This window comes from Streptomyces hygroscopicus subsp. hygroscopicus, from assembly GCF_001553455.1.
GTDB classification, from domain to species: Bacteria; Actinomycetota; Actinomycetes; order Streptomycetales; family Streptomycetaceae; genus Streptomyces; species Streptomyces hygroscopicus.
Genome location: NZ_BBOX01000153.1, coordinates 1 through 21,009 on the forward strand (window position 1 = coordinate 1; position 21,009 = coordinate 21,009).

Consider the following 21,009-nt stretch of genomic DNA (forward strand, 5'->3'; position numbering starts at 1 on the left):
CGGACCGTCGGGTGCGGGCAAGTCCACCCTCGGCCGACTGCTCGCCGGGATCGACGCGCCGCGCACCGGTTCGGTGACCGTCGGCGGGGTGCCGCTCGCCGGGCTCTCCCCGGAGCGGCTGCGCGGGCAGGTGGCCCTGGTGACCCAGGAGACGTATGTCTTCTCCGGGACACTCCGGGACAATCTGCTCATCGTCAGGCCCGAGGCCGCCGACGCCGAGCTGGAGCGGGCCCTGGACGCGGTCGGGGCCCGGGAGTGGGCCCTGGAGCTGGGGCTGGACGCACGGGTGGGGGCGGGCGGCGCGGCCCTGGCGCCGGACCGGGTCCAGCAGCTGTCCCTGGCCCGGCTGGTCCTGGCCGATCCGCACACCCTGGTGCTGGACGAGGCCACGTCGCTGCTCGATCCCCGTGCGGCCCGCCGCTTGGAGCGCTCCCTCGCGGCCCTGCTCGAGGGGCGTACCGTCATCGCCATCGCGCACCGGCTGCACACCGCGCACGACGCCGACCGGGTGGCGGTCATGGCGGACGGGCGGATCAGCGAACTCGGCACGCACCACGAACTAGTGGCGCGCGGGGGTGCGTACGCCGCGCTCTGGGAGTCCTGGCACGGCCGCGCATGAGGAGGTACGGATACGGGCGGCCCGAGGTGCGTACGGCGGTCCCCGGCCTGCGTACGGAAGTCCCTGGCCTGGCGTGTGCATGGCCGGGGCGCACCTGGCGTGTGTACGGCCGGGGCGTACTTGGTTTGCGTAGGGCCGTCCCTGGCGCGTGCATGGCCGGGCCGCAGCTGGTTTGCGTACCGGTCGCCCCTGGGCTGGCGTGTGCGCGGCTGGGGCGCACCTGGTTTGCGTACGGCCTTCGCGTACGGCCGTACCTGGACGTACCCGGCATGTGCGCGGCCGTCCCCGGCGTGTGCATGGCTGCGACGTGCGTACGCCGCTGATGGCTCACGGGTCCGGCGCCACCCGCCCGCCCGGCCGACCGTGACCGCGCAGGAGAGGGCGACGGACCGTCGGCCTCTCCAGCGCATGAGGGGCCACGGCCGTTCACCGGCGTGTGGTGGTCACCCGCCCTCCACGACGGTGATCTCGACCCCCTGGGCGCGCAGCGCCCGGATCTCGGCCGCGTCGGCGCCGCCGTCGGTGACCAGGGTCCAGCCGGGCGGCAGCCGCACCCAGGTGTGGAAGGGGCGGCGGCCGATCTTCGCGGAGTGCGCCAGTACGTACACCGTCTCCGCCCGGCGGGCCATCAGCTCCTTCAGCCGGGTCTGGCGCAGGTCCGCCTCGCAGATGCCGTGCTCGGCCGTCACCCCGTCGGCGCCCAGGAAGACCCGGTCGAACGTCATGCGTTCCAGAGCGGCCTCGGTGAGCGGGCCGAGGAAGCTCTGGCTCAGCGGTCGGAGCGTACCGCCGAGACATTCCACCCGCACGGTCTCCACATCGGCGAGCTCCTGGAGTGCGGTGAGCCCGGTCGTGGCCACCGTGAGCTCCTCGGCGGTGCGCAGCTCATGGGCGAGGGCGCCGACGGTGGACCCGGCGTCGAGCAGCACCGTCTCCCCGGTGCGGACCGTCGACGCGGCCCACCGCGCGATGGCCCGCTTGGCCTCGAACGCCTCGCCGGTGCGCTGGCGCAGCGATGCCTCCGGGTGGGCGACCAGGGCCATCGCCCCGCCGTACGTCCGCGCCAGCCGCCCGTCGGCGGTGAGCTGGGCGAGGTCACGGCGGATGGTGGAGGCGGTGACGCCGAAGGTGCGGGACAGCTCCTCCACGCTGGTCAGGCCCGTGGTCGTGGCGAGGTGGACGATCTGGTCGCGCCGGGCCCGCGCTCCGTTCACCGGCATATCACTCGCGTTCCTCAACGGGGGCTCGATGTCAGCGGGCGGGGGTCGGCGCCATCTCGGCGGCCTGCCGCAGCGCCTCGATCATGCTACCGGCGTCGGCCGTGCCGGTACCGGCGATGTCGAAGGCGGTGCCGTGGTCGACGGAGGTGCGGATGACGGGCAGACCCACGGTCAGGTTGACCCCGGCCTCCAGGCCCAGCACCTTGACCGGGCCGTGCCCCTGGTCGTGGTACATCGCCACGATCAGGTCGTAGTCGCCGCGCCCGGCCAGGAAGAAGGCGGTGTCGGCGGGAAGCGGGCCGCGGGCGTCGATGCCGTCGGCGCGCAGCACCTCCAGCGCGGGCACGATCTTCTCCTCCTCCTCGCCGTAGCCGAACAGGCCGTTCTCCCCGGCGTGCGGATTGATCCCGCACACCCCGATCACCGGCTCCGGGGTGCCGGCGCGGACCATCGCCTCGTGGCCGCGGCGCACGGTGCGCTCGACCAGGCCCGGCTCGATCTTCCGCACCGCGTCGATGAGTCCGATGTGGGTGGTGACGTGAATGACCTTCACGGTGGGGGTGGCCAGCATCATCGACACCTCCTCGACCCCGGTGAGCTGGGCCAGCAGTTCGGTGTGGCCGGGGAAGACATGGCCGCCCGCGTGCAGCGCCTCCTTGTTGAGCGGCGCGGTGCAGATGCCCTGCACCTCACCGTTCATGGCGAGTTCGGCGGCGGCCCGTACGTACTGGTAGGCCGCGTCCCCGGCCACCGGGGAGAGTTCGCCCCAGGGCAGGTCGGCGGGGAGCAGCCCGAGGTCGATGACGTTGATCCGGCCCGGGGTGAACACCGCCTCACCGGGCGTGGCCACGGTGACGACCTCGCAGCTGACGCCGCGCAGCCGGGCGGCCTGCCGCAGCCGCTCCGCGTCCCCGATCACTACCGGGCGGCAGCGCCGCAGGGTGTCCTGGTCGAGCAGCGCGGGGACGACCACCTCGGGGCCGATACCGGCGCCGTCGCCCATGGTGACCGCGATGAGCGGAATCGCGGCATCCGCGTCCGCACCAGCGGCCCCGGTGGGGGCGAGGTTGGTGGAGGGGTTCATGAGGTGACCTTCCGTTCGGTCGGGTGGGGGCGCAGCGCCTGGACGATGTGGCGCAGGGAGTCGGGATCGCCGAAGCTGCCCGGTCGGGTCACGACGGATCGGCCGTCGGGGGTGGAGAGGTGGACGGCGCCGTGGTGCACCTGGCCGACCGGGTCGAGCTCGGTCACCGCCAGCGCGTCCAGCACCCGGCGTGCGGTCTCACCGCCGGTCAGGACGAGGTCGAGGGCGCCGGGGTGCGCGGCGACGGCGTCGCGGACGGCGCGGGCGAGGCCGTGCACCAGCCGCCGTGCGGACGGCCGTTCCGGCCCCCGGTCCGGCCCCCGGTCCGGCTCTGTGTGATCCGGGCCCGCGGGATCCGGTTCTCTGAGATCAGGTCCTGCGCGATCCGGTTCTCTGAGATGGGGTTCCGTGGGATTCGGACCCGTGTGATCCGGACCCGCGCAATTCGGACCCGTGGGATTCGGACCCATGCGATCTGGTTCCGTGCGGTCGTCGGCTCCGCCGCCGGACGGTGGTGTCGCGGCGGACAGGGGGCCGCGTGCGGTGGCCTCGGGCGCGGGACGGGGCGAGGGGAGGGCCGCCGCGCCGGGCGCCGGGGCGGCGGTGGGCGTGTGCGGCGTCGCCGGACCGGGAGCCGCCGGCGGGGGGCCGGACGGGGCGGAGAGGGAGACGACCGTGACCGGGGCCGTCATCGGGGGCAACCGCACCGGGGGGCCGTCCGCCATCAGCGCGTCGAGCGGGAGCGGGTGGTGGATCGCTCCGTCCTCGACCAGGCGTCGGATCTGTTCCACGGCCGCCGGTTCGGCCGTGCCGACGACGACCAGCACTCGGCGGCCGGGGCTCGGTGACGGTGGGGTGGCGGGGAGGGCGCCGGTGTCTGGCCCTGGTGACGGTGGGGTGGTGTGGGACGCGGTGTCCGGCCCTGGTGGCGGTGGGTTGGCGGGGGCCGCGGTGTCCGGTGGCGGCGCCTGGTTGGTGGCGCCTGGCGTGGTGTTCGTCGTCGCGCGGGTGGCCGCGTGGGCCGCGGTGTCTCGTGGCGGTGCGGGGGTGGCCGCGGTGGGCGTGGTGCTCGGTGACGGTGGGGTGGCGGCGGGGGCGGCGGTGCCCGGCCCTGGTGACGCCGGGTTGGCGCGGGACGCGGTGTCCCGTACGGGCGCCTGGTTGGTCGCGCCCGGCGTGGTGCTGGTCAGCGCCGAGGTGGCCGTGCCGGGCGTGGTGCTCCTCGGCGCCAGGGTGGCCGCGCGGGTCACGGTGGGCGAGGGCGTCGCCGCCAGCCGGCGGCCGAGGGCCAGCGCCAGTCCGCCGGAGCCGACCAGCCGCAGGCGTGGCCCGACGGCGAGCGACGCCTCGACGATCGCGTCCAAGTCGGCGTCGGTCTCCGCGTCGCACACCGCCACCCGTCCGTCGTCCGTGGCCGTCCGCAGCGCGGACAGCAGCCAGTGGCCGGGAGCCCGTACGGTGCTGAGCGGGATCGGCGTGGTGGGGAGCCCGTCGAGAGCCTCCGCGATCGAACGCGGCGCGGGCGTGGCCTCCAAGCGCCATGCGTCGCTCTCGTGGAGCGCCACCCCGTTGACGTACACCACCCCCGAGCGCACCACGCGCCCGCCGACCGGCAGCGCGGGGGCGAGGACCACGCCCGCGCCGTCCTCGGCGAGCGCGCCGATCTCGGCGGCGAGATTGCCCCGCAGCAGTGAGTCGATCTTCTTGAGGACCAGGGTGTCCCCGTCGGGCGAAGACAGCCGCAGCGCGTCGCGGACCGCCTCGGCCGCCTCGGCGGCCGGTCGATAGCGGGAGTCGAGGTCCAGGACGGTCGCCTCGCCGGGGTGTGGCGGGCGCGATGCCGCCAGCGCATCGTTGTGCCCATGTGGCGGGTGCGCCGCCGCCGGCGCACCGCCGTCCCCCTCGCCGGGGTGTGGCGGGTGCGCCGCTGTCGGCGCACCCCCGTCTCCTTCGCCGGGACGTCGTGGGCGCGGCGCCGCCGGCGCACCGCCGTCCCCCTCACCGGACCTGCCAACGAGCAGAACCCGGCTGCGTGTTGTGCGCGAGTGAAGGGCGGCGGCCGTCTCGGCGGCGCCGGACAGGTCATCCGCGATGGCCAACAGCATCCGACCGGTCGTCATGCCGGTACCTCCTCGAATGACCATGACGGGCGGGGTGATCCGACGTCGTGGACGTCGGCTCCGCGGTCTCGATGATGATGACATACGTTGCGCGAAGTGCGCGAGGAGTATTGCGTAAATCGCGCAGTCGTGTCACGGTGACCGCCGCGACACCTTGACCCGTACGGCCCGCCAGCCCGGCGCCGCACGGGTCGAGCGAGCCGGTCGCTCGCCTCAGAACCGCCGAGAGGTCAACGATGACCCGTATCGAGACCCGTATCCCCTTCGGCCCGGCCCTCAGCCGCCGGTCCGTGCTGCGCCTGGGAGCAGGCGCTTCCGCAGGTATCGCCCTTGCCCCGCTCGCCGGGTGCGCGGGTCCCACCGGCGCCCCCGGGCCCGGCGCCATCAGCCTCGGGCTGAACCGCTCGCTGGTCAGCCTGGACAACAAGCTCAACCAGTTCGACGCGGCGGTCACGGTGCAGCGTGCGGTGCGCCAGGCGCTGACCCGGATCGGCAAGGGGCTCCGGCCCGAGCTGGTGCTCGCCGACCGCTTCGAGATGACCGAGCCCACCGCCTGGACGGTGCGGCTGCGCCGGGGGGCCCGCTACTCCGACGGCACTCCGGTCACCGTCAAGGACGTCTCGACCGCGCTGAAGATGTACGCGGGCGTCAACGGCTCGTTCATCGTCGGGCTCTTCCCCGAGATGCCCACCGTCGAGCCGGTCGACGAGCGCACCTTCCGGCTGCACACCGAACGCCCGGTCCCCATCCTCGACCAGCTGATGGCCAACATCCTGATCAGCCCCGCCGCCGCGAACCGGCCCGGGGAGCTGTCCGGCGGTGTCGGCTCCGGCCCGTACGTGGTCACCTCGGCCAACTCCGGCACCGGGGAGTACTCCCTGGCCGCCAACCCCCGGTACTGGGGGCGGCGCCCCGCCGTCGAGCGGGTCCGGGTGCGCTTCGTCCCCGAGGAGTCCAGCCGTGTCGTCGCCGTGCGCAGCGGTGAGCTGGACGTCATCGACACCATCACCCCCGACTCGGCCGAGCAGCTCAAGGGGCTGCCGGGGGTACGTCTGGACCGCACCTCGGGCACCCGTGTCAACCAGCTGTTCTTCAACTTCCGCAAACCGCGCGGCCATCCGCTGGCCGATCCCCGGGTGCGCGAGGCGCTCAGCTACGCCATCGACGGCGAGTCCCTGGTGCGCGATGTGCTCACCGGTTCCGCCCAGCAGGCCGAGGGCGTGGTCCCGCTCGCCCTCAAGGGCTCGGTGCGCACCGGCCGTTATGTCCATGACCCGGGCAAGGCCCGCAAACGCCTCGCCGCGCTGGGCGCGAGCGATCTCAAAGTGAAGATCATCTGGGAGTCCGGGGAGTTCCCCGCGGACACCTCGGTGATGGAGGCCGTGCTGGAGATGCTGCGCGCGGTCGGCGTCCGCGCCACCCTCCAGCAGTTCGAACCGGGCGGCGACATCCTGCAGTGGCGGCAGGGCCGCCGGGGCGACTGGGACGTCCTCGGCAACGGCTTCTCCGTTCCCACCGGCCACGCCTCCACCAGTCTCCAGGGCATGTACGGCGGCACCCCGGAGAAGGAGAAGACCCGGGACACCTACCAGGGCTACGTCTTCCCCGAGATCGCCGCCCGGCTGGCCGACGCCTCCTCGGAAACCGACGAGAAGGCGCGGAACGAGAAGCTCGCCGCCGTCCAGAAGCGGATCTGGGACACCCGGCCCTGCCTGTGGGCCTTCGTCCCCGATGTGGTGCTGGCCCGCCGCACCCGGGTGCGCGACGTGGGCCTGCTCCAGCTCAACTCCTACGACCTCGCCGCCGTGCGGCTGGAGGGCTGAGCCGTGACCCGCTATCTGATACGCCGCCTGGGCCAGAGCGTCCTGACCGTCTTCCTGACCCTCTCCACCGTCTTCGTACTGGTCCGCATGGCACCCGGCGACCCCGCCTCGGCCCTGGCCGGGCCCAACCCCACCAGCGCGGACCTCGCCCGGATCCGCGAGCAGTTCGGCCTCGACCGTGGACTGCTCACCCAGTACGGGGTCTTCCTGCGCGATCTGTTCACCGGCGACCTCGGCACCAGCTACTCCTTCCACGCCCCGGCCCTGGACGTGGTGCTCGACCGGGTGCCGTACACCATCACCCTCTCCCTCTCCGCGATCGCCCTCACCGCGCTGGTGGCCGTGCCGCTGGGCGTGTGGATGGCCCGCCGCGCCGACACCAAGCGGGAGCTGGGCGCCAATGTGCTGACCATCGCCGGGCAGTCCATGCCGGACTTCTGGATCGGTGTGATGCTGCTGACCGTCTTCGCCGTGCTGGTGCCGGTGCTGCCCGCCTCCGGCTTCACCACCTGGGGCGGACTGGTGCTGCCCACCGTGACGGTGGCGATCCTCCAGATGGCGCTGATCTCCCGGCTGGTCCGCCGTGAGATGGTGGCGGCGCTCGCCTCGCCGTACGTCACCGTCGCCCGCTCCCGCGGTGTCTCGACCCGGGCACTGACCTGGCGCTACGCCATGGGCAACTCCGCCATTCCGGTGCTCACCGCGCTCGGCACCCGCTTCGCCGCGATGCTCAACGGCGTGGTGGTGGTCGAGGTGGTCTTCGGCTGGCCCGGTGTCGGCTCGCTCGTCGTGCGCGCCCTGGAGACCCGCGACTATCCGCTGATCCAGGCGACCGTCCTGGTCACCGCCGCCCTGGCGGTCCTCGTCCAACTCCTCATCGACCTGGCCTACCCGCTGCTCGACCCGCGGGTGCGCCTGGGAAAGGCGGCCTGAGATGAAAGGCGCCCCCGAACCCCCGGCCGCCGCCGAACCCCCGGCCGTCGCCGGGACCGGCCCCGCGCCCCGCCCCAGCGCGGTCACCGCCAGGGACCTGGCCCGTGCCACCGCCACCCGGCGCCGCCGCGGCGCGCGCCTCAAACTGTGGGTGGGCGCGGTGTGCACCCTGCTGGTGGTGGTGCCCGTGGCCCTCGCCCAGGTGCTGCCGCTGCCCGGCGCGAACGACCAGGACCTCTCCCGGCGGCGGCTCGCCCCGCTGACCGACGGCCATCTCTTCGGCACCGACCAGCTCGGCCGCGATGTGCTCTCCCGGGTGCTGCACGGCGGCCAGGTGTCGCTGTCGGTCGGCGTGCTCGCCGTCGTGGTCTCCGGCCTCATCGGCGTCGTCGCGGGCGCCGCCGCCGGGTACTACGGCCGCTGGGTGGACACCGTCGTCTCCCGGCTGCTGGAGGCCCAGATGTCGCTGCCGCTGCTGATGATGCTGCTGCTCGTCGTCGCCCTCTTCGGCCCCTCCGTCACCGTCATCACCTGCGTCATCGCCATCGCCCAGTGGCCCGAGGTGGCCCGGCTGACCCGGTCGCTGGTGCTGGTCGAGCGGGAGAAGCCGTACGTGGCCGCCGCCCGGGTGCTGGGGCTGCCCCGGATCGCCGTCCTGACCCGCCACGTCATCCCCAACATCGTCCGCCAGGCGTCGCTCGTGGTCCTGCTGCTGCTCGCCCAGGCGGTGCTGCTGGAGAGCGCCCTCAGCTACCTCGGCGCCGGTCCCCAGCGGCCGTTCGCCACCTGGGGCCGGATCATCTCCGACGGCCAGGACTACATCACCACCTCGTGGTGGCTGGTGACCCTGCCCGGCCTCGTCATCGTGCTGCTGGTGGTCGGGGTCAACCTGCTGGGCGACGGACTGCGCGACCGTACCCGCCGACGTGCGACGGAGGGCTCCCGATGAGTGACACCAGCGCCACCACCCCCCTGGTGGAGGTCGAGGACCTGCAGATCGAGCTGATCACCGACCGCGGTGTGGTGCGCGCGGTCGACGGGGTCGGCTTCACCATCGGCGCCGGCGAGACGGTGACCATCATCGGCGAGTCCGGCTCCGGGAAGTCCACCACCGCGATGGGACTGCTGCGGCTGCTGCCCGAAGGGCTCGCCGTCCTCTCCGGAACGGCCCGGATCTCCGGCGCCGACGTCATCGCCGACCCCGAGGCGGCCGGCCGGATCCGCGGCCGCGGGGTCTCCCTGATCCCCCAGGACCCGATGACCGCGCTCAGCCCGGTGCACACCATCGGCCGCCAGCTGGGCGAGGCGCTCCGGCTGCGCCACCCGGGGATGTCCCGCGCCGACGCCCGCGCCCGGGGCGTCGAACTGCTCGGCCGGGTACGGATCCCCCACCCCGAGACCCGCTGGGGCGCCTACCCCCACCAGTTCTCCGGCGGCATGCTGCAACGCGTCCTCATCGCCATCGCGCTGGCCGCCGAGCCCGAGCTGCTGGTGGCCGACGAGCCGACCTCGGCGCTGGACGTCACCGTCCAGGCGGGCGTCCTCGACCTGCTGATGGAACTCCAGGAACGCACCGGTGTGGGCATCTTGATGATCACCCACGACCTGGGCGTGGCCCGGCTGGTGTCCGACCGCATCCACGTGATGCGCGGCGGCCGGTTCGTGGAGTCCGGACCGGTCGAGCAGATCGTGGACCACCCCCGCGAGCGCTACACCCGCGACCTGCTCGCCGCCGTGCCCACCCTGGGCCCCTGGGACGAGGCCCCGGCCGCCGCTGCCGCCAAGGAGGCGCTGTGACCACACCCCTGCTGGCCGTCGAGGACCTGGTGGTGGAATACCCGGTCGCCGGCGGTGTCTTCCGCGCGGTGGACGGCGTCAGCTTCACCGTGCCGCCCGGCGGCGCGCTCGGCGTCGTCGGCGAGTCCGGCTGCGGCAAGTCCACCATCGCCCGCTCCATCGTCCGGCTGCTGCGCCCCACCCGGGGGCGGATCCTGCTGGACGGAACCGATATCGCGGGCCTGCCCGAGCGGCGGCTGCGCCCGCTGCGCAAACGGGTGCAGATGGTCTTCCAGGACCCCTACGGCTCCCTGGACCCGCACCTGACGGCCGAGGAGATCGTGGCCGAGCCGCTGCGGCTGAACGGCATGCGCTCCCGGGCCGAACGGGCCCGCCGCGCCGCCGCCCTCATCGACCAGGTGGGGCTGGACTCCACCGCGCTCCGGCGGCGCCCCGCCGAGTTCTCCGGCGGCCAGCGCCAGCGGATCGGCATCGCCCGCGCCCTGGCCAGCGGCCCCGAGCTGCTGGTGTGCGACGAGGCCACCTCCGCGCTGGACGTGTCCGTCCAGGCCCAGGTGCTCCAGCTGCTGCGGGAGCTCCAGGCCGAACAGGGCCTCGCCTGCATCGTCATCTCCCACAACCTCGGCGTGGTCCGCGAGATCAGCTCCGAGGTGGTGGTGATGCGCGGCGGGCGGATCATCGAGTCCGGGCCGACCGGCACGGTGCTCTCCGCGCCCGCCCACCCCTACACCAGGGCGCTGCGGCGGGCGGCGCTCGACCCGACGACCATGCGGGGACGCAAACCGCGCGCCCTCGTGTCCGCGATCGCCAGCGACCAGGAACCAGGAGCAACGCAGTGAACGCGCATGCGCCCCAGCCCCACACCACCCCCCAGGAGACGCCCGGCGGGACCGCCCTGCCGGGGATCCCGGTGCCGCTCTCGCGGCTGGTGCTGGGCACCATGACCTTCGGTGACACGGTGGACCGCGCCGGCGCCGCCGCCATGCTGGACACCGCGCTGGACGCCGGGGTGACGGGGGTGGACACCGCGAACGCCTACGCGGGCGGCAGCACCGAGACGATCCTGGCCGAACTGCTCCCCGGCCGCCGCGACCGCGTGGTGCTCGCCACCAAGGCCGGGATGCCGCACCCCGACACCGGCGACCACGCACCGCTGTCCGCCCGCGGGATGCGCGCGGCCCTCGAAGGCAGCCTGCGCCGCCTGGGCACCGACCATGTGGACCTGTTCTACCTGCACCAGCCCGACCGCTCCACACCGCTGGAGGAGACGCTGGGCACGGTCGCCGCGTTCGTCGCCGAGGGCAAGATCCGGGCGCTCGGCGTCTCCAACTACGCCGCCTGGCAGATAGCCGAGGTCAGCCACACCGCCGAGCGGGTCGGCGCGCCGCGCCCGGTGGTGGCCCAGCAGCTGTACAACCTGCTGGCGCGGCGGATCGAGGAGGAGTACCTGGAGTACGCGGCCACCAGCGGACTGCGCACGATGGTCTACAACCCGCTGGGCGGCGGGCTGCTGACGGGACGTCACCAATTCGCGGAACAGCCGCGGTCGGGCCGGTTCGGCGACTCCCGGCTGGCCGCCATGTACCGGCAGCGCTACTGGGACCCCGGGCTCTTCGAGGCCGTGCGGAGCCTGTCCCGGATCGCCGAGGAGGCGGGCATCCCGCTCGTCGACCTCTCGCTGCGCTGGCTGCTCGGCCGGGACGGGGTGGACGCGCTGCTGCTCGGCGGCTCCCGTGTGGAACACCTCCGCGCCAACCTCGCCGCCGCGACCGCGGGACCCCTCCCGGTGGACGTGACGGCGGCGTGCGACGAGGTGGGCGCCACGCTGCGCGGCCCGATGCCCGCGTACAACCGCTGACCGCCCCGGCACCCCGCCGCCCCGGCCGGACCGCGCACCGGAAGGCGCCTCGGCAGCGGCGGGGAGCCGCGCACCCTCCGGCCCGCGACCGACCACGACCGCACCACCCACCGCTGAGGAGAACCCGTGTCCACCGATATCCGCGCACAGGCCGACGGCCGGCTGCGGCCACGGCCCGGCGATCCGGCCCGCCTCGAGGCGTTCCTGCCGGCGCCCGCCGTGCAGAACCACGCCGCCAACCTCACCGTGCTGCCCGGCGGGGACCTCGGATGCGTGTGGTTCGGCGGCACCCAGGAGGGCGTACCCGACATCTCCGTGTGGTTCTCCCGGCTCGCCCCGGGCTCCGACACCTGGACGCGGCCGGTCCGGCTCTCCGACGACACCACCCGCTCGGAGCAGAATCCGCTGCTGTTCCCCACCCCGGGCGGTGAGCTGTGGCTGCTCTACACCGCCCAGCGGGCGGGCGACCAGGACACCGCGGAGGTCCGGCTGCGGGTGTCCGCCGACGCGGGCGCCACCTGGGGCGAGCCGCGCACCCTCTTCCCGGCCACCGCGGCGGGCGGGGTGTTCATCCGTCAGCCGGTGGCCGTACTGGAGTCCGGGCGGTGGCTGCTGCCGGTGTTCCACTGCGTGGCCACCCCCGGTGTGAAATGGGCCGGTGACCGTGACACCAGCGCGGTGATGATCAGTGACGACCAGGGCGGGACCTGGCGCGAGCGGCCGGTGCCGGGTTCGACCGGCTGTGTGCACATGAACGTCCACCAGCTGCCGGACACCACCCTGCTGGCCCTCTTCCGCAGCCGCTGGGCGGACGCGGTGTACCGCTCGCACAGCACCGACGGCGGGGAGACCTGGAGCGAGCCGGTCCGCACCGAACTGCCCAACAACAACTCCTCGGTGCAGTACGTCCCGCTCGCCGACGGACGGCTCGCCCTGGTCTACAACCACAGCAGCCGGGCGGACGCCACGGCCCGCCGGGTCTCCCTCTACGACGAGATCGACGACGAGGGGCGGGCCGGAGAACCCCCCGCCCCGCCCGCCGCACACGACGACACGGCACCCGGCGCCTTCTGGGGCGCGCCCCGGGCCCCGATGACCCTCGCCCTCTCCTCCGACCAGGGCCTGACCTGGCCGGTACGGCGCGATCTGGACACCGGCGACGGCCACTGCCTGACCAACAACTCACGCGACCGGCTCAACCGCGAGCTGTCCTACCCCACCGTCCGGCAGGGCTCCGACGGCACGCTGCACATCGCGTACACCTACCACCGCCAGGCCATCAAGTACGTGCGGGTCGCCCCCGATTGGGCGGCCGGTGTCTGAGCCCCGCCACGCCGTGGTCACCGGTGTCAGCTCCGGTATCGGCGCCGCCGTGGCCGCACGGCTGCTGGACGAGGGCTGGCGGATCACCGGGATCAGCCGCACGGCCCCCGCGCCCGCGGGTCAGGGGCTGCGGTGGATCCCGGCCGACCTGTCCCGGCCGGAGCGACTCCCCGGGGCGCTCGCCCCGGTGTCCGCGGTGGACGCGATCGTGCACGCGGCAGGGGTGCAGCGCTCGGCGCGGCTGGGCGAACTCGACGCCGGGGACGGCTCCCTCATGTGGCGGATCCATGTGCAGGCGGCGAGTGTCCTGGTCGACACGCTGGTGGACCGGGTCGTGGACGGCGGCCGGGTGGTGCTGGTGGGCAGCCGGACGATGACGGGTGTCCCGGGCAAGAGCCAGTACGCCGCGACCAAGGCGGCGCTGCCCGCCCTGGCCCGGTCCTGGGCGGCCGAGCTGGCGCCCCGGGCGGTCACGGTGAACGTGGTGGCACCGGGACCGACGGACACTCCCATGCTGCGGGACCCCGGCCGCAGCCGCACCCCGCCGGTGATGCCACCGCTGGGCCGGCTGGTCCGTCCGGAGGAGGTGGCGGGGCTGACGTCGTTCCTGCTGGGGCCGGAGGGCGGCGCGGTCACCGGGCAGACGCTGGTGATGTGCGCGGGCGCCTCACTCTGACGGGCGTCTCAGGGGCGTCTCACACCGGTGGGCGCCGCACCTCGGTGGGGTTCCACCCGGACGGTGTCTGACTCCGGCGGTGTCCGACTCCGAGGGCGTCTGACTCCGGCGGACGTCTCACCTCGACGGGGCCGTCAGGGGCGTCTCACCCCGACGGGCGTACGACTCCGAGGGGCGCCTCACACCGAGGTGCGTCTCACCTCGACGGGCGTCTCACTCCGACGGCGGCGGGGTGCCGGGCCGGGCGAGTGCCAGCAGCCTCGCCGCGTCCCCCGGCCGGGCCTGGAGCGAGGGCAGCAGCAGCGTCCACAGGTCGGCCAGATGGTCCTCGACGAGCCGCCGCCCGTCGAGCGCCTCGGACACGGTGTGCAGCCCGAAGAAGGCGCAGACGACGGTGCGGGCGGCGGGCAGCGGCTCGACGTGCGGCGCCAGATCGCCATCGGCCCGCGCCTTCTCCAGCATCTGCCCCACGGCGTCGATCCACCCCACGAAGGGCGGTGGCATGGGCGCCTCGATCAGGCTGCGCTCGGCCCACAGCCGGGCCCCGGCCCGGACCACGATGTCATCGCGGAAGGCGCGGGCCACCGCGAAGCTGAGCCGGACGAGTTGCTCCAGGGGAGGCACATCCAGGGCGGTGTACCGCTCGATCAGCGGGGGCCAGGTGGCGAAGTGTTCCTGCACCACGGCGAGGGCGAGCCTTTCCTTGCTCGTGTAGTGGAAATAGATGGCGCCGCTGGTGTGACCGGACCGGGAGGTGATGTCGCTGATGCTGGTCCCGGCGTATCCGCGTTCATCGAAGAGGAACGCGGCGGCCTCCAGAAGGGATCGGCGTGTTTGCGCGGCCCGTTCTTGCACGTGTTCGCCGTCCTTCAGCAACCTGTCGGATGTGACGGGGAGAACTTAGCGGACTTTCGGCCTGTGATGGTGATGAGGCGAGATAGGTCAAACATTATTAGTATTTTATGGTGATCGTTCGTGAGGCTCATGGCCTTTCGGAGCCGCCCGGTCCCGGCGGGCGGCCGCTGAGCTGGTCCCGCACGGTGGCGCGGGAGGCGGTGCACCGGGTCTCGGTGGCCGAGGTGCTGCTCACCGATGTGCGTACGCAGGGTGACGGCCGGTTCGAGGCCGCCGCCCAGTGGCCGAGGTCCCATCCCACCTTCCCGCACGGCGGAGACGGCCGGCACCATCCGCTGATGATCGCCGAAACCCTGCGCGAGCTGGGGATCTACATCCCCACGCGGTACTACGCGGTGCCCGCGGGGGCGCATTTCCTGATCCGGGACATCTCCTACCGGCTGGACCCCGAGAGCGAGCCGCGGGCGCCGTACGGTGCCTCCGACATCACCTGCCGGGCCGCCGTGACCGACGTCCGCACCACGCCCTGCGGACGCTTCGTCTCCGGGATGCGGCTGGATGTCGTGCTCTCGGCGGGCAGCAAGCTGTTCGCCTGGGCCGGGGGCACCGCGCGCTTCCTCGACGGCACGACGTACGCGCAGACCCGGGCCGCCGCCCACGGGCACACCGCGCGCCGCAGACTGCGCGCCGCGGTGCGGCCCTCACCTGCGCAACTGGCCGTTCCCGCGGCCCGGGACGTGCTGGTGGTGCGGGACGGGGGAGTGGTCTACCTCGACCCCGCCGACCCCCGGCACCCGTTCTTCTTCGACCACTGGAGCGACCATGTGCCGGGCCTGGTGCTGCTGGAGGGCGCCCGCCAGGCCGCCGCACTGGCCACCGGCGGGGCCCTGACCCGGCCCGTCGCGTGCCGGATGAAGGCCATTCGCTTCACCGAGTCGATTCCGCCGGCCGTGGTCGAGTGCACCTCGCACGGCAGAACCTGCGTCTTCCGGCTGCGCCAGGCCGATATCTGCACGGCGGTCGGAGTGCTCCAGTACCTCTGACCGGCGACCCGCTGGTACGGCGAACACGCCGTACGACGAACGCGTGGGCGGTGAACTCCCCGGCGACGAACGGACAGACGACGAACGGACAGACGGCGAACGGACTAAGCGACGAACAAAACGCCGACGCTCCGTGCCCCCTTGCTTACTGCGGGTCATCAAACTAACGTAGTGATCGTTATGTTTCGGGCAGGCGATTCTCCGGCCTGTACGACAGCAGCGGTCGGCGCACAGCGCCCTTTCCGAGCCGCCAGGACATTCCCACTGCGCAGCTCCCCGCAGGTACAGGCATCTCCCTGCGCCGATTCCTCCACCTCCCATGGAACGGCAGGCAGATGACAGCCGAAAAGCTTCTCGGATGGACCCCAGCCGCCATCGTCTTCGACTGCGACGGCACCCTGATGGATTCCGAACGACACTGGGAAGAGGCGCGCGAAGTGGTGCTCAGAAAGCACGGCGCCACCCCCGACGAGGACATCGCCCGGCGCACGAAGGGGCTTCACTACACCGAATGCGGCCGGATGCTGGCCGAATTCGCCGGGCGCCCCGAACTCGCCGACCAGATGACCGAACAACTCCTGGACGTCTTCCGGCGGCTGGTGGCCGAGGACCCGGTCACCATGCCGGGCGCGCCCCAACTAGTCGCCAAGGCCGCCCAGTTCGCGCCGCTGGCCGTGGCCAGCAACTGCCCGCGGGACGTCGTGGAGGACGGGCTGGCCAAGGCCGGGCTGCTGCGGTACTTCGGCCATGTGCTGGTCCCCGAGGGCGAGGTGCGGCCCAAACCGTATCCCGACGTCTATCTGGAGGCCGCCCGGCTGTGCGGTGCGGCCCCCGAGGACGCCCTGGCGGTGGAGGACTCCCACTGCGGGTTTCTGTCCGCCTCGCGCGCCGGGCTGAGAGTGCTCGGCGTCGGGCCGCGCAAACCGGTGGACGAGCCCCCGCCGTTCGATGTGTGGGTCTCCACCCTCGCCGATCCGGAGCTGGTCAAGTGGGCGGACGCGCAGGCGGCCTGACCGGCAGGCGGGCTGACGGGCTGATGGGCTGACGGGCGCCCCGCCTGGTCGGCGGGCGCCCGGGTCACCGCTTCCCGTCGTGCCCGGCGTGGTGCGACGAGCCGTCCATGCCCGCCATGTCGTCCATCCCGTCCCCCGGCTCCGTCCCGTCCCCGGAGCCGCCGTGGGACATGGACATCCCCTTCTCGAGAAATCCGCCGAGCTTCTCGCGCAGGGGCTCCAGCGAGTTCATGGACAGACCGGTGACCGACCAGCGCTTGCCGACCAGGTATGTGCCCCCGTAGTCCTTCGACGTCGCCAGCCAGTCGCGCTGCCCCTTGTCGGTGGCGAAGGTGACCATCGTGAACCGCTTCCCGCCGGACCCGCAGGCTCCCTGGCGCAGCTCCTCCGCCTCGGTGATCACCGTGGCGTCGCAGCCGATGGCATCGGCGATCTTCGTGAGCGGGGCGGGGGTGCCGGGCGCGGCGAACGCCTTGGCGGCGGAGGAGGTCTTCTCCTGCCCGTGTCCGGCGCCGTGCGCCGGACCGCTTCCACCGCAGCCGCCCAGGAACAGCAGGGCCGCGCAGACCGCGGTGGCACGGAGTGCGAGTGACATGTCAATCTCCCGTAGAAGTCCGGCGGGGCGGCCCGGGCTCTCCCGGCCTCGGGCCCCCGCCGCGGTGGGCCGTCATGCGGTCCTGTCCTACTGGCCCGCCTTCTTGCCCTTGTCGGTGACCGCGAACCAGGTGCCCTTCACGCCCTGGCCGTTGATGTCTCCGGGCTTCTTGTCCCCGGTGAAGGTGTACAGCAGCCAGCAGTCGAACGCGGCCTGCCGGGTGCCGTCGGGGCGCTTGAAGGACGTGACCTTCGCGGCGTCGACCCCGGCGACCTTGGTGGTGTCCACGGCCTTGACGGGCTTCCAGGTGTCCAGGCAGGCGCCGAGGCAACCGGTCTTCATCGGCCAGGCGCTGTCCTTGTCGAACCGGTAGACGGTCATGCCCTTGCCGTCCACGATGATCTTGCCCAGCTCGGCGTTGCTGTTGACCATCAGCTGGAGGCTGTCGTCCGCGGCGGCGGAGGTGCCGGCCGGCTTCCCGTCGGGCGCCAGCGCGTTCCACGTACCGCCCACGCCCTGGCCCTTGGTGTCCCCCGGCTTGGTGTCGCCCGCGAAGCGGTAGACCGGCCAGCCCGCCAGCGTCAGCTGCTTGGTGCCGTCGGAGCGGGTGACCGAGCCGAGTTCGCCGGCGTCGATACCGGCGGTGGCCGCGGCGTCGTCCGCGGGCACCGCGGGCCACTTGGTGGCGCAGTCGTCGTTGCAGGTGGACTTGGCCGGCTTGGGGGTGTCCTCGTCGAACCGGTAGAGCGTCCAGCCCTTGCTGTCGGTGACGAAGGAGCCGAGGGCGGCGTTCTCCTTGACCGCCAGCCGCTTGGCGGGCCCGGTCCGCCCGGACTCGCCATCCGCCGCGGCACCGGTGTCGCCGCCCGCCTGGTACCCGCCGGAGGCACCGGCCACCGCCCCGGCGCCCGCCGACGCGGAGGCCCCCGCACCCACGGTCTGGCTGCCACCCGCCGGCTGCACATCGGCACTGCCCGCCGTGTTGTCCTTGCCGCTGCCGCACGCCGCCGTCAGCAGAACCATCGCTACCGACACCCCGGCGAACGCGATGTGACGCCGCTTCTCCATGACCATTCCTCTGCAATCTCGATCGGTCCGGCGGTGATTGCGCCGACGCCATGTGCATACGCAGCTCCCGCCGGGCGACGTTCAGCGGCTCCGTAATTTGTCACCGGACGCACAAAACGCCGGATCGCCGAACACCCGGCGGCCGGTGGCCGTTTCCCATGGCCGTCGGCCGCTGGGCGGCGCGGGGTGTCGGGCGGCGCGGGGTGCCGGATGGCGCGGTGTCTTCCTCGCGTTACTCCTCGATGCGCAGCGCCAGGGCGGGGCAGCGGCGGACCGCGCGGACCGCCTGCGCCCGCAGCTGCCGGGGCACGTCCATCGTGGCCGAGGCCGGATAGCCGTCGATGCCCAGCGTCAGCACCTCGGGCGGCAGGATGTCCGCGCACAGCCCGTGGCCCTGGCACAGCGACCAGTCCACCAGGAGCTTCTCCACCGGCCTCCGCTGGGGGCGCTCGGTGCGCGCCGCGGGGCTCGACGGGGCAGGCGGCAGGGCGGGCGGCAGCGCGTCCTCCGGCAGCGGCAGCACACCCAGCGTCGGACGTCCGCAGCCGGCGCCGAGCGCATGGGCCTCGAACTCCTCCGGGAACGCGTCCAGCGCGGTGGTCACGAAACCGGCGGTGCCGTCGGGATGGCTACAGGCCCCGCGCTTCCTCACCGAGGTGACGTAGGCGCGCACCTTGTCGATCGCGGACTGTCCGCCACCGCGCTCCACCTGGCCGATGGCGTCCGCGAGCGCCGGCAGCCCGATGAAGCAGGGCCCGCACTGACCGGCCGTCTCGGCGGCCAGCCAGCGGGCCACCCGCGCGGTCTCGCCGAGCGGGCAGGTGTTCTCCGGGATGGGCAGCACCGCCCCGGCGCCCAGCCGGGCGCCGTACTTCTTCATGGACTCCCGGGAGATGGTGGCGGCGTTGATGCTCCCCGGGTCCAGCCACTTGCCGTGATAGCCGCCCACCAGGACCGCCTGGCCGGGGGTGAGTCCGCACAGCTCCAGGACGTAGGTCAGCGGCACCCCGGTGGGTGTCTCCATCACGTACTTGCCGCCGACCGTCAGCAGCGTGGTGCCCGGTTCGGTGGGCAGCCCCACCGAGCGGTACGGCAGGGCGCCCATCCGCGCCGCCACGGCGAGCTGGGCGAAGGTCTCGGTGTTGGACAGCAGGGTGGGCAGACCGCTGAGCCCGCTGTCGCTGGTCCTGATCTTCCGGCCGTTGGGGATGGCCGGTGCCCCGCTGATGCCGTTGATGACGGCGCCGCCCTCACCGGCGACGAACCGGTCCGGAGTGCGGTTCACCGAGACCGGGACCCCGCTGGGACCGCGCTCTGCGATCGCGGCGGCCAGCGACTCCTCGACGTCCGGGCGGTGCACCGCGATGGCGACCTCCTCGGCGCCGAGCGCCTCGGCGGCCAGCACGGCGCCGTCGATCACCAGATGCGGGGTGTGCAGCAGCAGCGCGGTGTCCTTGAGACAACTGGGCTCGCCCTCACTGCCGTTGACCACGACGGCGCAGCGGCCCTCGCGCCGGCCGGCCGACTCCACGACGGCGGAGACCTTCTTGGCGAAGGGGAAACCGGCGCCGCCGCGGCCGCGCAGATCGATGTTCTCCGCGAGCGCCACGAGTTCGTCCGCCCGCAGGGCGGGCATGGTGCCGTGTACGGTCAGATGGCCGACCCGGTCGAGCCGGTACACCTCGTCGAGCCCGGCCAGCAGCCGGGGTGGATCGACACAGGCGAGTCTGGGTTTGGTCGTGATCACCGGTCCCACCCGCGCGAGGCACCCAGCGGCTGGCTGTCACGCCGGCCGGACTCGGCCGAACGGGGGCGCGGCACAGTGGGTTCGGCCCGCCGGGTCCGGCCCTCCCGCAGGCTGCGGGCGGGTGGGTTCCTGACCTCGATGCCGTCCGCCCGGTCCAGGTCCTGGCGGCGCCGGGTGACCAGTCGCAGCCACAGCGCGACGGCGACACCGGCCAGGGCCGCGATGTAGCCGTAGGTGGCCCAGGTCTTGGCGGCGCGTCCGGCCTTCAGCCCGTGGATCAGCGCGGCGCACCACGCGGGGTAGGCGCCCACGTGCAGCGCCCGCCACCAGCGGTACCGCCAGCGGGAGTTGCCGGCCGAGGCGAACGAGCTGCGCACCGCACCGGTCACCGCCGCGATCACGAACAGATAGCCGGCGATGGTGCCGAGCCCGATCAGCACCGGCTGATTTGCGTCAGCGAACGGTAACACCACGGCCGCGGCGTCGGTGTGGCTCTCCGCGATCTTGACCCAGATGTGAAGGAGGAGAAACAGCAGACCGGCGACCGCGGCCGCCCGGTGGATGGCCTGGGCGATCAGCCGCTGGTTGGTGTGCAGGATCAGCTGGTCGGTCGCGGCGAGCCCCCACAGCACCGCCGAGGTCAGACAGACCAGCGCGAGCACACCCGCGCCGAAGTCGAGGAACGCGAAGGTCTGGGAGAACGCGCCGGCGTCCCACGCCACGTACAGGGACAGCGCCGCGGAGCCGATAATGGCATACATCCGGATATTGCGTGGCCATCCGATCCCGGGCTGGTCGCGCTGCCGGGACCGGCGAGCGGCCCGTCGTCCGCCCCGGGCTCGGCGTCCCCCGTGGCGCCCCTGTGCGGAGGGGGCCGGCATGTGGGGCATGGACATGGGAGCCTCCCGATCGCGCGGATCCGCGCGGGTGACGAGATACGTCAAAGTCGTCTTGGGGGCAGCAGCTTCTCGGAAGTACACGTGATCTCCATAAGTTTTGTCGTAACGTGACAACTTCTCGTGGACGCACCCTGGCCACGCCGCCCCCGGCTGATCCACTGTCATCCCGATGGCAAAGAACCGGCAAAGCGCCGGGACCGGGAGGGGCCGGGGTCCTCTATGACGTAGCGGAGGACCCTCGACTCCCCGACCGGTACTGGACGAACCGGTGACGGAGGCAACCTCCACGGACCTGACCGACCCCCCAACGGCCAGGTCTCCCCCCGGCAAGAACGA

The 21,009-nt window shown here is 73.1% G+C and carries 19 protein-coding genes; 11 read left to right on the top strand and 8 right to left on the bottom strand.

Annotation, left to right across the window (positions count from 1 at the left end):
- Window positions 1–619 (top strand): ATP-binding cassette domain-containing protein (locus tag AXW62_RS17365; RefSeq protein ID WP_159060905.1); only part of this gene is annotated, 619 nt, incomplete at its 5' end.
- Window positions 620–1,062: 443 nt separating this feature from the next.
- On the opposite strand, the gene AXW62_RS17370 is transcribed toward AXW62_RS17365, so the two are convergent.
- Genes AXW62_RS17370 through AXW62_RS45855 form a run of 3 tightly spaced genes read right to left on the bottom strand, consistent with a single transcriptional unit; the run spans window position 1,063 to window position 5,043 of the window.
- Window positions 1,063–1,839, bottom strand: a complete 777-nt coding sequence (locus AXW62_RS17370; protein ID WP_060945329.1) for a DeoR/GlpR family DNA-binding transcription regulator — start codon at window positions 1,837–1,839, stop codon at window positions 1,063–1,065.
- Between the two features lie 31 nt (window positions 1,840–1,870).
- Window positions 1,871–2,923, bottom strand: coding sequence for a 4-hydroxythreonine-4-phosphate dehydrogenase PdxA (gene pdxA, locus AXW62_RS17375; protein ID WP_060945330.1), 1,053 nt, complete (start codon window positions 2,921–2,923; stop codon window positions 1,871–1,873).
- Window positions 2,920–5,043 carry a four-carbon acid sugar kinase family protein gene (locus AXW62_RS45855; RefSeq protein ID WP_060945331.1) on the bottom strand — a complete coding sequence of 708 codons (2,124 nt, stop codon included), beginning with the start codon at window positions 5,041–5,043 and terminating at the stop codon, window positions 2,920–2,922. Before AXW62_RS45855 ends, pdxA begins: the two co-directional genes overlap by 4 nt.
- 236 nt (window positions 5,044–5,279) lie before the next feature.
- Here AXW62_RS45855 and AXW62_RS17385 point away from each other — a divergent pair, with 236 nt between their 5' ends.
- The 8 genes from AXW62_RS17385 (at window position 5,280) to AXW62_RS17420 (ending at window position 13,453) form a co-directional block, all read left to right on the top strand.
- Window positions 5,280–6,866: an ABC transporter substrate-binding protein gene (locus AXW62_RS17385; protein ID WP_060945332.1), complete on the top strand. Its 1,587-nt coding sequence runs from the start codon at window positions 5,280–5,282 to the stop codon at window positions 6,864–6,866.
- Window positions 6,867–6,869: 3 nt separating this feature from the next.
- Window positions 6,870–7,799, top strand: coding sequence for an ABC transporter permease (locus AXW62_RS17390; protein ID WP_060945333.1), 930 nt, complete (start codon window positions 6,870–6,872; stop codon window positions 7,797–7,799).
- A 1-nt stretch (window position 7,800) separates the two neighbouring features.
- On the top strand, window positions 7,801–8,748 hold the full coding sequence (locus tag AXW62_RS17395; RefSeq protein ID WP_060945334.1) for an ABC transporter permease: 948 nt from the start codon (window positions 7,801–7,803) through the stop codon (window positions 8,746–8,748).
- Window positions 8,745–9,596 carry an ABC transporter ATP-binding protein gene (locus AXW62_RS17400; RefSeq protein WP_060945335.1) on the top strand — a complete coding sequence of 284 codons (852 nt, stop codon included), beginning with the start codon at window positions 8,745–8,747 and terminating at the stop codon, window positions 9,594–9,596. The genes AXW62_RS17395 and AXW62_RS17400 overlap by 4 nt, the downstream gene beginning before the upstream one ends.
- Window positions 9,593–10,435: an ATP-binding cassette domain-containing protein gene (locus tag AXW62_RS17405; protein WP_060945336.1), complete on the top strand. Its 843-nt coding sequence runs from the start codon at window positions 9,593–9,595 to the stop codon at window positions 10,433–10,435. Before AXW62_RS17400 ends, AXW62_RS17405 begins: the two co-directional genes overlap by 4 nt.
- Window positions 10,432–11,454, top strand: a complete 1,023-nt coding sequence (locus AXW62_RS17410) for an aldo/keto reductase (RefSeq protein ID WP_060945337.1) — start codon at window positions 10,432–10,434, stop codon at window positions 11,452–11,454. The genes AXW62_RS17405 and AXW62_RS17410 overlap by 4 nt, the downstream gene beginning before the upstream one ends.
- A gap of 126 nt (window positions 11,455–11,580) precedes the next feature.
- The gene (locus tag AXW62_RS17415; protein WP_060945338.1) at window positions 11,581–12,777 is read left to right on the top strand and encodes a sialidase family protein; all 1,197 of its coding nucleotides are present in this window, start codon (window positions 11,581–11,583) and stop codon (window positions 12,775–12,777) included.
- The gene (locus tag AXW62_RS17420; protein ID WP_060945339.1) at window positions 12,770–13,453 is read left to right on the top strand and encodes an SDR family NAD(P)-dependent oxidoreductase; all 684 of its coding nucleotides are present in this window, start codon (window positions 12,770–12,772) and stop codon (window positions 13,451–13,453) included. Before AXW62_RS17415 ends, AXW62_RS17420 begins: the two co-directional genes overlap by 8 nt.
- Before the next feature lie 213 nt (window positions 13,454–13,666).
- Here the strand turns inward: AXW62_RS17420 and AXW62_RS17425 are convergent, their stop codons facing one another.
- A complete protein-coding gene (locus AXW62_RS17425; RefSeq protein ID WP_060945340.1) occupies window positions 13,667–14,308 on the bottom strand; it encodes a ScbR family autoregulator-binding transcription factor in 642 nt (213 codons plus the stop codon).
- 107 nt (window positions 14,309–14,415) lie between these two features.
- Between AXW62_RS17425 and AXW62_RS17430 the strand changes: the two genes are divergently transcribed.
- Together AXW62_RS17430 and AXW62_RS17435 are read left to right on the top strand one after the other, a co-directional pair.
- Window positions 14,416–15,351, top strand: coding sequence for a ScbA/BarX family gamma-butyrolactone biosynthesis protein (locus AXW62_RS17430; RefSeq protein WP_060945341.1), 936 nt, complete (start codon window positions 14,416–14,418; stop codon window positions 15,349–15,351).
- Between the two features lie 335 nt (window positions 15,352–15,686).
- Window positions 15,687–16,364 (top strand): HAD family hydrolase, encoded by a 678-nt coding sequence (locus tag AXW62_RS17435; RefSeq protein ID WP_030828956.1) that lies wholly within the window; start codon window positions 15,687–15,689, stop codon window positions 16,362–16,364.
- Window positions 16,365–16,428: 64 nt separating this feature from the next.
- Here the strand turns inward: AXW62_RS17435 and AXW62_RS17440 are convergent, their stop codons facing one another.
- The 4 genes from AXW62_RS17440 to AXW62_RS17455 all read right to left on the bottom strand — a co-directional run bounded on the left by AXW62_RS17440 (window position 16,429) and on the right by AXW62_RS17455 (window position 20,535).
- The gene (locus tag AXW62_RS17440) at window positions 16,429–16,959 is read right to left on the bottom strand and encodes a hypothetical protein (RefSeq protein ID WP_060945342.1); all 531 of its coding nucleotides are present in this window, start codon (window positions 16,957–16,959) and stop codon (window positions 16,429–16,431) included.
- A gap of 87 nt (window positions 16,960–17,046) precedes the next feature.
- Window positions 17,047–18,027: an SCO0930 family lipoprotein gene (locus AXW62_RS17445; RefSeq protein ID WP_060945343.1), complete on the bottom strand. Its 981-nt coding sequence runs from the start codon at window positions 18,025–18,027 to the stop codon at window positions 17,047–17,049.
- Window positions 18,028–18,259: 232 nt separating this feature from the next.
- Entirely contained in the window at window positions 18,260–19,774 is a 1,515-nt protein-coding gene (locus AXW62_RS17450; protein ID WP_060945357.1) for an NADH-quinone oxidoreductase subunit NuoF family protein, read from the bottom strand.
- Entirely contained in the window at window positions 19,771–20,535 is a 765-nt protein-coding gene (locus AXW62_RS17455; RefSeq protein WP_244503112.1) for a ferric reductase-like transmembrane domain-containing protein, read from the bottom strand. The genes AXW62_RS17450 and AXW62_RS17455 overlap by 4 nt, the downstream gene beginning before the upstream one ends.
- Between the last annotated feature and the right edge of the window lie 474 nt (window positions 20,536–21,009).